Source organism: Paenibacillus chartarius (genome assembly GCF_042432825.1).
Classification (GTDB): domain Bacteria; phylum Bacillota; class Bacilli; order Paenibacillales; family NBRC-103111; genus Gordoniibacillus; species Gordoniibacillus chartarius.
This window is the reverse complement of record NZ_JBHLWN010000049.1, coordinates 92173-105263: the sequence shown is the minus strand read 5'-3', so window position 1 is coordinate 105263 and position 13091 is coordinate 92173. Positions and strand designations below refer to the sequence as shown.

9 protein-coding genes are annotated in these 13091 nt (G+C 57.0%); 8 read left to right on the top strand and 1 reads right to left on the bottom strand.

The annotated features are described in order from the left end of the window. Positions 1-167 precede the first annotated feature (167 nt). The 5 genes from purM to purD are packed head-to-tail and all read left to right on the top strand — an operon-like array spanning position 168 to position 5086. Positions 168-1211, top strand: a complete 1044-nt coding sequence (gene purM, locus ACFFK0_RS13160; protein WP_377470686.1) for a phosphoribosylformylglycinamidine cyclo-ligase — start codon at positions 168-170, stop codon at positions 1209-1211. After that, on the top strand, positions 1211-1834 hold the full coding sequence (gene purN, locus ACFFK0_RS13155) for a phosphoribosylglycinamide formyltransferase (protein WP_377470685.1): 624 nt from the start codon (positions 1211-1213) through the stop codon (positions 1832-1834). The genes purM and purN overlap by 1 nt, the downstream gene beginning before the upstream one ends. Positions 1835-1861: 27 nt before the next feature. Further along, the gene (locus tag ACFFK0_RS13150; RefSeq protein ID WP_446686279.1) at positions 1862-3040 is read left to right on the top strand and encodes a phosphoribosylaminoimidazolecarboxamide formyltransferase; all 1179 of its coding nucleotides are present in this window, start codon (positions 1862-1864) and stop codon (positions 3038-3040) included. 36 nt (positions 3041-3076) lie between these two features. Further along, positions 3077-3805, top strand: a complete 729-nt coding sequence (locus ACFFK0_RS13145) for an IMP cyclohydrolase (RefSeq protein ID WP_377470684.1) — start codon at positions 3077-3079, stop codon at positions 3803-3805. 18 nt (positions 3806-3823) lie between these two features. Then, complete coding sequence (gene purD, locus ACFFK0_RS13140; RefSeq protein ID WP_377470683.1) at positions 3824-5086, top strand: phosphoribosylamine--glycine ligase; 1263 nt, start codon at positions 3824-3826, stop codon at positions 5084-5086. Between the two features lie 421 nt (positions 5087-5507). Here the strand turns inward: purD and ACFFK0_RS13135 are convergent, their stop codons facing one another. Continuing rightward, positions 5508-6686: a S1C family serine protease gene (locus ACFFK0_RS13135; protein WP_377470682.1), complete on the bottom strand. Its 1179-nt coding sequence runs from the start codon at positions 6684-6686 to the stop codon at positions 5508-5510. A gap of 206 nt (positions 6687-6892) precedes the next feature. Here ACFFK0_RS13135 and ACFFK0_RS13130 point away from each other — a divergent pair, with 206 nt between their 5' ends. The 3 genes from ACFFK0_RS13130 (at position 6893) to ACFFK0_RS13120 (ending at position 13072) form a co-directional block, all read left to right on the top strand. Next, positions 6893-8398 (top strand): sensor histidine kinase, encoded by a 1506-nt coding sequence (locus ACFFK0_RS13130; RefSeq protein WP_377470681.1) that lies wholly within the window; start codon positions 6893-6895, stop codon positions 8396-8398. Positions 8399-9315: 917 nt separating this feature from the next. After that, positions 9316-10224: a peptidylprolyl isomerase gene (locus ACFFK0_RS13125; RefSeq protein ID WP_377470680.1), complete on the top strand. Its 909-nt coding sequence runs from the start codon at positions 9316-9318 to the stop codon at positions 10222-10224. Between the two features lie 319 nt (positions 10225-10543). Further along, a complete protein-coding gene (locus tag ACFFK0_RS13120; protein WP_377470678.1) occupies positions 10544-13072 on the top strand; it encodes an S-layer homology domain-containing protein in 2529 nt (842 codons plus the stop codon). The last annotated feature ends 19 nt before the right edge of the window (positions 13073-13091 follow it).

Below are 13091 nucleotides of genomic sequence, written 5' to 3'. Positions count from 1 at the left end.
CGAAAATGTACTACGCCATGCGAAAACGTACTGCGCAAAGTACACCCTTTACAAGGTTGTTAGGATAACGATGTGACATAACGGATTTCGCGCCGCCGTTTGGTGGACGAATAGATAGAGCGGCCCGCAAGACGCCGCAGAGCGAACAAAACAAGGAGTGTGTACTAATGTCGGACGCGTACAAACAAGCCGGGGTGGACATCGCCGCCGGAAACGAAGCGGTCGAGCGGATGAAGAAGCACGTCAAGACGACGTTCCGTCCGGAGGTTCTGACGGACCTCGGCGGCTTCGGCGCCCTGTTCGGATTGAACAAGGACAAGTATGAGGAGCCGGTGCTCGTATCGGGAACGGATGGTGTCGGCACGAAGCTGAAGCTGGCGTTTGCGATGGACAAGCATGACACGATCGGCATCGACGCCGTTGCGATGTGCGTGAACGACGTCGTCGTTCAGGGTGCGGAGCCGCTGTTCTTCCTGGACTATCTCGCTTGCGACAAGGTGATCCCGGAGAAAATCGAAGCGATCGTCTCCGGCATCGCCGACGGCTGCCGCCAGGCGGGCGCAGCGCTCATCGGGGGCGAAACGGCGGAGATGCCCGGCATGTACGCGGAAGGCGAGTACGACATCGCCGGCTTCACCGTCGGCATCGTCGATAAGAAGAAGATCGTTGACGGCCGGTCCATTGCGGCAGGCGACGTCGTGCTGGGACTCGCTTCAAGCGGCGTTCACTCGAACGGCTTCTCGCTCGTTCGCAAGCTGCTGCTGGAGAAGAAAGGCTACAAGCTGACCGACCGCCTTGACCAGCTCGAAGGCAAGGTGCTTGGCGACGTGCTGCTCGCGCCGACGAAAATTTACGTGAAGCCGCTGCTCAAGCTGATGGAGAGCGTTACGGTCAAAGGGATGGCGCACATTACGGGCGGCGGTTTCCTCGAAAATATCCCGCGCGTCCTGCCGGACGGCGTGAATGTCGAGATCGACTACGGCTCATGGCCGATCCAGCCGATTTTCCGCCTGCTGCAGGAAGTCGGCTCCGTCTCCAACAATGACATGTTCCGCACGTTTAACATGGGCATCGGGATGGTTATCGTCGTCTCTGAGGACGATGCCGAAGCGGCCGTCAAGCTGCTGCGCGAGCAGGGCGAAGACGTATACCGCCTCGGCCGCGTGACGGCCGGCGAGCGCGTCGTTACGTTCCGGGGAGCGGTTGTCTAATGACTGCACCGTCCCCTTACCGGATTGCGGTGTTTGCTTCCGGGAGCGGTTCTAATTTTCAAGCGATTGTAGATGCAGTGCAGGATGGGCGGCTCGACGCAACGGTCGGGCTGCTTGTCTGCGACCGGCCGCAGGCGAAGGTCGCCCTACGGGCGCAAGCGGCGGGTGTCGACGTGCTCGCGTTCCGGCCGAAGGAGTATGACTCCCGCGAGGCGTACGAACGGATGATTCGGGCGGAGCTGGAGGCGCGGAGCATCGACCTTATCGTTCTCGCGGGTTACATGCGGATCATTACGGCGGAGCTTGTGGAGCCGTATGCGGGGCGGATGATTAATGTGCATCCGTCGCTGCTGCCGGCTTTTCCGGGCTACGATGCCATCGGTCAGGCGCTGGCGCATGGGGCGAAGGTGACGGGGGTCACCGTGCATTTCGTTGACGGCGGCATGGATACCGGACCGATCATTGCGCAGCGGGCTCTCCCGATCCGGGAAGACGATACGGCGGAAACGCTGGCGGCCCGAATTCATTCCATCGAGCACGAGCTGTACCCGGAGGTTATCGGCTGGCTGCGCGCGGGTCGCGTAAAGCTGAACGAGGACGGCCGCCGGGTACGAATTCACTAATACGGAAATAAGGACGGTACAACGACCATGACGGATGTGTACGAGCTTTCCCTGCGATATGGGATGAATCCTCATCAGAAAGAAGCGAAGCTGACGAACGGCGGCAAGCCGCTGCCGCTTCGCGTCGTAAACGGCGATCCGGGCTTTATCAACCTGCTTGATGCGCTGAACGCATTCCAGCTTGTGCGCGAGCTGCGTCATGCGACGGGCCAGCCGGCGGCGGCTTCGTTCAAGCACGTATCCCCTGCGGGCGCGGCGGTATACAGCCCGCTGACGCCGGAGCTGGCGAAGGCGTACGGCGTCAGCGGCCTGGAGCTGTCTCCTCTCGCTACGGCCTATGCGCGTGCGCGCGGCGCGGACCGCATGTCGTCGTTCGGCGACGCGGCTGCATTGAGCGACGTCGTCGACGCTTCGACCGCGCAGCTGCTGAAGCGCGAAGTATCCGACCTCGTCGTCGCTCCCGGCTACACGCCGGAGGCGCTCGAAATTCTGAAGCAGAAGAAGGGCGGCAAGTACCTCATCCTTGAGATCGACCCCAACTATGTGCCGGAGCCGATCGAGCAGCGCAACCTGTTCGGCCTGACGCTGCAGCAGGAGCGCAACAACGCCGTGCTGACCGAGGCCTCCTTCGAGCGTATCGTTACGGAGAACAAGGAGCTGCCGGACAGCGCGAAGCGTGACCTGCTTGTTGCCCTGATCACGCTGAAATACACGCAGTCCAACTCGATCTGCTACGCGCTGGACGGTCAAACGATCGGCATCGGCGCCGGGCAGCAGTCGCGGATTCACTGTACGCGTCTTGCGGGCGACAAAGCGGACCGCTGGTACCTTCGCCAGCACCCGATCGCGCTGAACATGAAGTTCCGCGAAGGGCTCGCGCGCGCCGAGCAGAACAACGCGATCGACCTGTGGCTGGAGGAAGAGCTGACGCCGATCGAGCAGGCAAGCTGGGAGCAGGCGTTCGAGGAAGTGCCGCCGCGGCTGACCCGCGAGCAGAAGCGCGAATGGCTCAGCGGTCTGACGAACGTGGCGTACGGCTCGGATGCGTTCCTGCCGTTCCGCGACAACATCGACCGCGCGTCCCGCAGCGGCGTGAAGTACGTCGTGCAGGCCGGCAGCTCGATGCGCGACGAAGAGGTTGTTCAGGCGGCTAACGACTACGGTATGGTGATGGTATACTCCGGCGTACGGTTGTTCCACCACTAATTCTAGAGATTTTTCAAAAAGGGGATTTGGACGGCTATGGCAGGAGCATGGAAGGCGCTGGCGGAGCGGACGATCAGCGATTTGAAGGGGAATTCGTACCCGGGGCGGGGCATCGTTATCGGCCTGACGCCGGACGGTACGCGGTTCGTGCAGGTGTATTGGATTATGGGGCGGAGCGAGAACAGCCGCAATCGGATTTTCGTAGAGGAGCCGAACGGCTTCCTGCGGACGGAAGCGGCCGATCCGGCCAAGCTGTCCGATCCTTCGCTTATTATTTATTATCCGGTTCGTCACGTCGGCGGGGCGCATATCGTCACGAACGGCGATCAGACCGACACGATCTATGAGGCGCTGCAAAACGGCGGCACGTTCGAAAGCGCTCTGGCGACTCGCACGTATGAGCCGGACGGTCCGAATTTTACGCCGCGCATTTCGGGCATTGTGGATCTCGGCGACAAGCAAAACGCCTACAAGCTGTCGATTCTGAAGTCGAACGACAACGACGAGTCGCAGACGAAGCGGCAGTATTTTCACTATGAGCAGGCGATTGCGGGGTACGGGCATTTCATCTCGACGTACCAGGGCGACGGCAATCCGCTGCCTTCGTTCGACGGCGAGCCGCGGCTTGCGCCCCTGTTCGACGATGCGGGGGAGACGGCCCGTTATTATTGGGATTTGCTGAATGCGGACAACCGGATTTCCCTGCTGGTGAAGACGATTCGCCGCGATAACGGGGAAGCGGTATTGACGGTCATTAACAAGTAACCGGGAGGGACTACTGCGATGCAAGTATTGGTGATTGGCCGCGGAGGCCGTGAGCATGCCATTGTTTGGGCGCTGCGCAAGAGCCCGGAAATTACGAAGCTGTATTGCGCGCCGGGCAACGGCGGCATCGCCGAGCTGGCGGAGTGCGTTCCGATCGGGGAGCTGGATTTCGATAAAATTGCGGCGTTCGCTTTGGAACGGAACATCGACCTCGTCTTCGTAGCGCCCGACGACCCGTTGTCCGCGGGACTGGTGGATTACCTGGAGGAGCGCGGCATCAAGGCGTACGGACCGCGCGCCAACGCCGCCATTATCGAGGGCAGCAAGGTGTTCACGAAGGAGCTTATGCGCAAGTATAACATTCCGACGGCTGCCTACGAATCGTTCGAGTCGTTCGAGCCGGCGCTGGCGTATTTGCAGCAGCAGCGGCTGCCGATCGTCATTAAGGCGGACGGTCTTGCCGCAGGCAAGGGCGTTATCGTTGCGCGGTCGTGGGAAGAAGCCGAGAAGGCCTTACGCGATATTATGGTCGACAAGGTGTTCGGCGAGTCCGGCAATGCCGTTGTGATCGAGGAGTTCCTGCAGGGGCAGGAGATGTCGCTGCTCGCGTTCGTAGACGGCGAAACGGTGCGGCCGATGGTGCCGTCGCAGGACCATAAGCCGGTGTTCGACAACGATGAAGGTCCGAACACGGGCGGCATGGGCACGTATTCGCCGGTGCCGCACATCCCGCAAGCGATCGTCGACGAGGCGATCGAGACGATCGTGAAGCCGGCGGCGCGGGCTATGGTCGCGGAAGGACGCAAATTCAGCGGTATTCTCTACGCGGGACTCATGATTACGGCGCAGGGGCCGAAGACGATCGAGTTCAACGCCCGCTTCGGCGATCCGGAGACGCAGGTGCTGCTGCCGCGGCTGGAGACGCCGCTGCTCGATATCGTGCTGGCGACGATGAACGGTACGCTCGCCGACCTCGACATCAAGTGGAGCGAGCAGGCGGCGGTTTGCGTGATTGCCGCATCGGGCGGCTACCCGGGAGCGTATAAGAAGGGGCTGCCGATCGAAGGGCTGGGCGACGTGAGGGACGCGCTCGTGTTCCACGCCGGTACGGCGGTAGCCGAAGACGGCCGCATCGTCACCAACGGCGGCCGCGTGCTCGGCATTACCGGCCTCGGCCGGGACATTCGCGAAGCGCGGGAGCGCGCCTACGCCGAAGCGGATAAAATCCGCTTCGAAGGCAAGCATTATCGTACCGATATTGCGATGAAGGCGCTGAAGTAGGACGGAAAAATCAAATCCACCGGTTTGCACGATGGAATTCGTGCGAGCCGGTGGATTTTTTCATACTACAAAGACTTGCCAAGTAATGATGAAAGCAAAAGTACAGGAATCATGCTCCGCCACATCCCCTTTAGGATGAATGCGTGCAGAAGTACAGTCATATTTTCATGACGGGCTTTCGCCGGAGCTTTACCGCTTCAGAAGCCTGCGCATTTGCATGAATCCTGCCGAACCAGGCTCCACTGCCCGACTGATTTCTGCACATTTGCAGGCTTACGGGCCAGTGAGTGGATCGATATTGAAAAAATGTCCAATGCGCCGAGTGTTACAAAATTCCGGGCCGCTCCTTCAGGTTCTGACCGTGTCGTTTTTTGTTCTCGCGAGCCGAAGTTGACGGTTGGACCGTACCGCTCGTTCCCAATCAATTCGCCGCGTTCTTGTCGTTCACTTTGACGCTGATATTTTGCGTTTTCCCAGCCCGGTTGATGGTCAAGGACAGCGTATCTCCGACTTGTGCGGCTTGAATTTGCTTGGTTAGAGCTTCCGTATTGGAAATCTTGCTGCCGTTAACGGCGGTAATGACGTCATATTGGCGAACTCCCGCCTGAAAGGCAGGGGACTGCCGCTGCACCGACATCACGACTACGCCGGCCGCCTCATTGAGCTGAAGGTCCGCTTGCATATCCTCCGTCACATCCTGCACACTGACCCCGATGTACGGCGATGCCTGCTTCGGTATGCTTTCGTTATTTTTCAGCTTGTCGATGACGGAGCTCACCGTTTCGGCCGGAATGGCGAATCCGATCCCTTGGGCTTCCGAGCTGACGGCCGTGTTAATGCCGATCACTTCGCCGTTCATGTTCAGCAGCGGTCCCCCCGAGTTGCCGGGATTGATCGAGGTGTCCGTCTGGATCAGATGCTTGTAATTTCGCGTTCCTTGCGAATCATCGATACTGATCTCCCGTTCCTTCGCGCTGAGGACGCCGGCCGTAACGGTGTAGTCGAAGTCATACGGATTGCCGATCGCCACGACCCAATCCCCGGCTTGCGCGTTCTCGGAGCTGCCAAGCGCAAGCGTAGGGAAGGCTTGTCCTCCTTCGATCTTCAATACGGCGAGGTCCAGATCGTAGCTGCTGCCGAGCAGCGTTGCTGTAAACGGCTTGTCATAGCCCTGCACGTACACCTGAATTTGGGATGCGCCGTCCACGACATGCTCATTGGTAAGGATGTATCCGGACGCATCGAAAATAAATCCGGAGCCGATGCCGCTCCCCTCCTGCGAACCGGTAAAGCTGCGGCTTCCGGCCGATTGGACGACCGTTTCGATTTTGACGACGGCCGGGCTGGCCGCCTTCGCGATATCGGATACCGAAGCGTTCCCGGCTTTAACCGCTGCGAGCGATGCGGAAGCTTGTGAAGAAGCCGTAGCGGAAGCTGTTTGCACCGCTGCAGCCGTTGTGGCGGGAGTCGCTGCGGGAGTCGCTGCGGCAATACCGCCGCTAAATACATTCAGTTGATCGGATGCGAACATCAGGCTGCCTACGACGACGGAACCGGCCATGAAGGCCGCGAACATATGTTTAAATGGTGTTTTCTGCATGATGATTGTCCTCCTCTGGATCGGTTTTGTGCTGCGTTACGGTATTTATCATGAACCCCAAACCTGAAATGAACATGATTTCGCGCTGAGGATTTCCTGAAATCCGGTCTGTTTTTCACTCAGCAAGTCTTCAGAAACTATACAGATGGGATTCAGCGAGCCGTAGGATAATAGGAATCACATCAAGAACGAGGGAGGCGGCATACATGACGTTGTTACAACTAGAGCATCCTAAATTACTAATGAGAAGCAGCCGGTTCGGCTTTCCCAAATCTTTGCGGTTTCAAATCGTTTCCCGGTCGCTTCTGGTTCTTGCGGCATTGCTGTTGTTGATCGGAGTATTTCAATATGTGTTTATGCAGCAATTTGTCTATAAAAATAAGGCTCAGACGATCCAGCATCAAATGCTGTCTCTTCCTTATGACGCTTGGAATTTATCCGACGATAAGAGCGACGATGCCTCGGACGGCGGCGGTGGCGGCAAAGGTAAAATACCGATTGTGCTGATGCCGGACTCCACACTTTCGTACATCAGTCCCAGCGGAGAGGTGACAGTTATATCCGGGGGCCATGCAGATACGACGAGCGCCGTGCAGCTGAGCAGCGAGCAGTATACAGCGGCCATGCAGCGCGGAACCGGGGGTGTCGACTATCGGGTAGCTAATAACGAGCAGGGTGAAGAGCAGCTCCTCGTGCTGCAGCCTCTCTATAACCATGGCAAACAGCTGGGACTCATTCAGCTAAGCACCAGCACGAAGCAGCTTAAGGACGTTCTGGTCCAGCAGTTGACTACATTCCTGGGCTTGTCGTTCCTGGCTTTGCTTGCCGGACTTCTCGCCTTCCTTCCCGTGTTGAGGAAAACCTTGCTCCCTCTGTCAAAAATGGTGACGACGGTAGAGCGCATCGACGCAGGCAATTTAAACGAGCGTTTCCCCATTCATCAGGGGCAGGCGGAAGTGGACCGGCTTGCCGTTTCGTTCAATGGGATGCTGGAGCGGCTCGGGGCTTCATTCGAGGCGGAGAAGGAAGCGAAAGAGCGGATGCGCCGGTTCGTGGCGGATGCTTCCCACGAGCTGCGGACGCCGCTTACGTCCATTCACGGATTTTTGGAGATATTATTGAGGGGAGCCGTGAAGCAGCCCGAGCAGATGAACAAGGTGCTGGCTTCCATGCACGGCGAATCGGTGCGGATCAATAAGCTGGTGCAGGATTTGCTGCTGCTGGCGAAGCTGGACCGCTCTCCCGAGCTGATGCTGAAGAAGGCGGATCTCCGCGACATTATCGGCGACATGGAGCCGCAGCTTCGCCTATTGGCCGACGGCCGAGAGCTGGAGCTGAATGTGAGCGATGGGAGCGAATGCGTCTGCGAACCTGACAAAATCAAGCAGGTGATTCTCAACTTGGCGCATAATGCCGTTCAACATACCGATCCTGTCAGCGGGCGAGTCGTCGTATCGGCGTACGCGACCGCGAACGGCGACGCGGGGCTGAGTGTCAGCGACAATGGTCCCGGAATCGCCGAAGAGCATCTGCCGCATCTGTTCGAACGATTTTACCGCAGCGATTCGTCGCGCACTCGTATGTATGGTGGAGCGGGATTGGGCTTATCCATTTCGAAGTCTATCGTCGAAGCTCACGGAGGTACGATCGGTGTCGAGAGCACGCTTGGGGTAGGCAGAAAGTTTACGGTATGCCTCCCAAGCTGGGAATAGGCGCGATTAACAAGGGACACTTTATGCCAGATAGGGCGTCGCTTGCGGGCTGTCATGCCGACATGCGTCCGCAACAACGCCCTTTGGGCCCTTGTTGAGAGCCGTCATGCCTCACCCGGCCCCGACAACGCCCATTTGGTCCTTGTTACGAGTCGCATATGCCTCGACGGCCCCAACAACGCCCATTCGGCCCTTGTTGAGAGCCGTACATGCCGCGTCGGCCTCCAACAACGCCCATTCGGCCCTTGTTGAGAGCCGTACATGCCTCGACGGTCCCCAACAACGCCCATTCGGCCCTTGTTGAGAGCCGTACATGCCGCGTCGGCCTCCAACAACGCCCATTCGGCCCTTGTTGAGAGCCGTACATGCCGCGTCTGCACCCAACAACGCCCTTTTGGTCCTTGTTACGAGTCGCACATGCCTCGCCCGGCCCAACAACGCCCTTTTGGTCCTTGTTGAGAGCCGTACATGCCTCGTCCGCCCCCAACAACGCCCTTTTGGTCCTTGTTATGAGTCGCACATGCCGCGTCCGCACCCAACAACGCCCATTTGGCCCTTGTTGAGAGCCGTACATGCCTCGACGGTCCCCAACAACGCCCATTCGGCCCTTGTTGAGAGCCGTACATGCCGCGTCCGCACCCAACAACGCCCATTCGGCCCTTGTTGAGAGCCGTACTGCCTCGCCCGGCCCCAACAACTCCCATTTGGTCTTTGTTACGAGTCGCACATGCCGCGTCCGCCCCCAACAACGCCCATTCGGCCCTTGTTGCGCCAGCATCGGGCTGTTCCGCTCAACAACATCCAAATCATGTATTCATCAAATATTCAGGTTCAACTCATACAGCATTCAGGCTCATCGTTTATATTGAGAAGCATGAGCCGAACGTTAACCGGCTTAAACAAAGGAGGAAATGAAGTTGAACCATACACAAACTGCAAGCCGCAAATGGATGATCATTTCATCTATACTATTGATCTTATTGGTCGTATACGTAATTGCGTATCCTCCGATGAATAGGAGCGCTTCGGAAGACAACAGCCAAGCTGTCGCCAAGGTCAATGGAGTGACTATTACCTCCAAACAGCTGTATGACAATATGGTATCTGGCGGGGGCGCACAAGCGCTCGACAACATGATCACGAACGAAATCGTTAGCCAAGAGGGAGCTAAGGCCGGCGTTCAAGTGACTGGTGACGATATCAGCAAAGAGCTGGAATCGATCATTCAGCAAACCGGCGGCGAGGTGCAATTCCAGCAGGTGCTTGAATCCTATGGGATGACCGTCGATGACCTGAAGCAAAATCTGAAGTACCAAGTCACACTGAAAAAAATACTGGAGCCACAAGTTCAGATTACCGATGACCAAATCAAAAGCTACTACAATCAAAATCTGGAATCGCTCAAAACGCCCGAGCAAGTCAAAGCTGCCCATATCGTAGCCGCAACGAAAGAGGAAGCCGACGCCATCCTTGCCGACCTGAAGAACGGAGCGGACTTCGCCGCTGTCGCCAAGGAAAAGTCGTCCGACACCAGCACCAAGGAGAACGGCGGTGACCTGGGATATGTTTCGAAGGGACAAGGAGAGGAAGCGTTCGATACGGCGGCCTTTGCGCTGCAGGCAGGAGGTCTGAGCGATGTCGTTCAAACGTCAAGCGGGTACGAAGTGATCAAAGTATCCGAGCGCAAAGCTGCGAGCACTCCGACTCTGGAAGAGAAAAAGCAAGAAATTCACGACACCCTGCTGAACGAGCAAATCTCGACGATGTCTTCGGCGTGGATATCGGAGAAAACATCAGCGGCGCAGATCGAGAAGTACCTTAGTTAATAATCTGAAATAAACAGTGGAGCACGTGTTCATCTCACGATCATGCTTCGCACCGCAAAGGCTTGTGCAATTGCCGACATGGCAGCTGCGCAAGCCTTTTGTGCATTGACGCAGCCGCTTGCCACTTCAATATCCGGCTAACCGCTTAAGGGTGAGCTCGGGGAACGGCGTGAACAGCTTTTGATCGGTTGTTCGAATGGACTCTCCGAAATATTCGCTTGTATATTACAAAAATCGTTGCCAGTATGCCTAAACAATGGTAAAGTGAAAACCGTGTCGAATATAGGCGAATAAACTAAGACTTCAGGAGGGAAAGAACATGTGGAAAAAGGTCTTGCGCAGCTCTTCGGTCCTAGGACTGGCTGCAAGTCTGGCCATTCCAACGGCTAGCTTCGCAGAAGTGAATGCTGGCAACGGCTCGGAAATTGTGCTCAAAGATATTAAAGGCCATTGGGCGGAGCAAACGATTCAAAGCTATACCGGCAAAGGTCTTATCAGCGGTTACGAGGACGGTTCCTTCCGGCCTGACTCGTCGATCTCGCGGGCTGAATTCGCCACTCTCATGAATAAGGCCTTCAGCCTGCAGGAGCCGGGAACACCGGCTTATACGGATGTTAAAGCCGGGGATTGGTACTATGAGGCCGTCGGAGCCGCTCAGAAGTCCGGCTACATGTCCGGCTACGAGGATGGGACGTTTCGTGCTAACGCATCGATTACCCGCCAAGAGATGGCGGTCATATTCTCGAAGCTGCTTTCGCTGAAGGACTCCGGCTCTGCCCGAAGCTACAGCGATACTGCCAATAGTCCGGAATGGAGTATAGCCGCGATTGGCGGCGTAATCGACGCCGGGCTGATGAAGGGCTATGAAAATCAGCTCTTCAAGCCGCAAGGGAACGTATCCCGGGCAGAAGCGATCACCGTCATTGACCGGGCTTTGAACGAATTCAAGGTTACGTATTCCGAAGGAGGCACTTACGGGCCCGCCGACGGTGTGGAGACGATTCAGCATGACGTCGCGATCACGGCCCCGGGTGTTACGCTTCGTAATATGGAGATCAAGGGGAACCTGCTGCTCGGTAAAGAAATCGGCGAAGGCGACGTATTTCTTCAAAATGTGAAGGTTGCCGGCACAACCACCGTTCAGGGCGGCGGCGAAAACAGCATCCATCTCGAGGATTCGATCATGGTTACCGTTGTGGTCGATAAAGCCAGCGGCAAAGTGCGCATTGTAGCGAATGGCGCTACGCGGATTGCGGACATCACCGTGCAGTCCGATGTGAAGCTGGAGGCTAACGGCGGTTCTAAGATTAATAGTGTGACGATGTCTGAGGCGCTGCCTCCGAATTCCCAAGTCCAGATGGTCGGGTCCTTTGAGACCGTCAACATCGTTGCGAAGAACATTGTCGTGGAAATACCGAAGGGCGCGGTTAAGGAGTTCAATGTTGCGAATCAGGCTAACGGCTCCAAGGTCAATGTTGGTAAAGAAGCAGCCATAATTTCACTTATTGTGAATGCTGCCGCTAACATTGTCGGTCAAGGCAACGTACAGAACGCAACGATCAACGCTTCCGGGGTTTCGATGGAGAAGGCGCCGGAGAAAACGACAAAGGGCGCAGACGCTCCTGCCGATTTGAAGCTGAATATTGGCGGCAGCGACGTAGCTGTAGGAGAACCGAGTGCTTCGAACGCCGGCGGGGGAAGCCCGGCCGCGAATCCAGGAAGCAGCGGCGGCTCCTCCGGTAGCGGCAGCGATGACTCGGATAGCGGTAGCGATAACGGCGGTTCCAATCCGGGTCCGACTCCGGATCAAGGCGGCTCCGACCCGGATAACGGCGGGTCCGACCCGAATCCCGCTCCCGATGACGGCAGCTCCGACCCGGATAACGGCGGTCAAATCCCTACCGACCCATTGCCGACAGGACCGCTTCCAACCATCCTTCAAGCAGATTATGAAGGTACAGTGGGACAAAGCGTATATGTGGCCAGCGATCGTGCCGGAACAGTTTACATCGTAGAGAGCGGTGTAACCCGATCGCTCACAGTGCTGGATGAAGCGGTCAACACGGGAAGAGCCGTCAAGTATGCTCTGTCGACAAGCACGGTAACGGAAGGTGTCTACAGCGCAGATGTACCGACGAACGGTTTAAGTAAGACGAAAGTAAGCTTTGTCATCTTCGTAGTCGGCGAAGACAATCAGATTTCCGATCCGAGATTTGTCACGCTGCTGGCAGCACCGGAAGATGTGCTGGAGTTCGCATTTGACGCATATAGAGCCGGAGACTACACCAATAAAGGCATTTTGTTCATTTTCAATAAGACGCTTGTCAATAATCTGGCATCCTTGGATGCGCTGAAAGCGGCCATTACGTTCTCCGATGATGGCGTCAACTTCCGGCCGCTTGCGGCGAATGACCGGGTAGAACTGTTTCGCAATGAAATCACCGTATATTTTGACGAACCGTATCGCGGAGAGAATAACAAGCTGCGGCTGGCAGCCGGGGCGGTTCGCGACCCTGAAGGCCACGTATACGACCAAGAACTGACGACCAACGCGATGAAGGCGATGCCGATCGTTACGAAGGCGTCGACTGCCACGACCTTCACTATCGGAGAGCCCATCGAGGTTCAAGTGAATGCGCCGGCTACCATATATTTGGTTCGTGAAGATTTCCAATGGAATACGAGGTTTGATCTGGAGAACGAAGTGGTGGCCAAACGGGCTTCCAAAGTCGTGGTCGGTCAAGATGACGTCGATCGGGCCGTTCAGCTTCTTACAGCCGATTTATCTGCAGGGTACTACAGCATATTGCTATATGGCGCTAATAGTATTCATGTAAAGCTGCAATAATCGGCAAAAAACCACACCA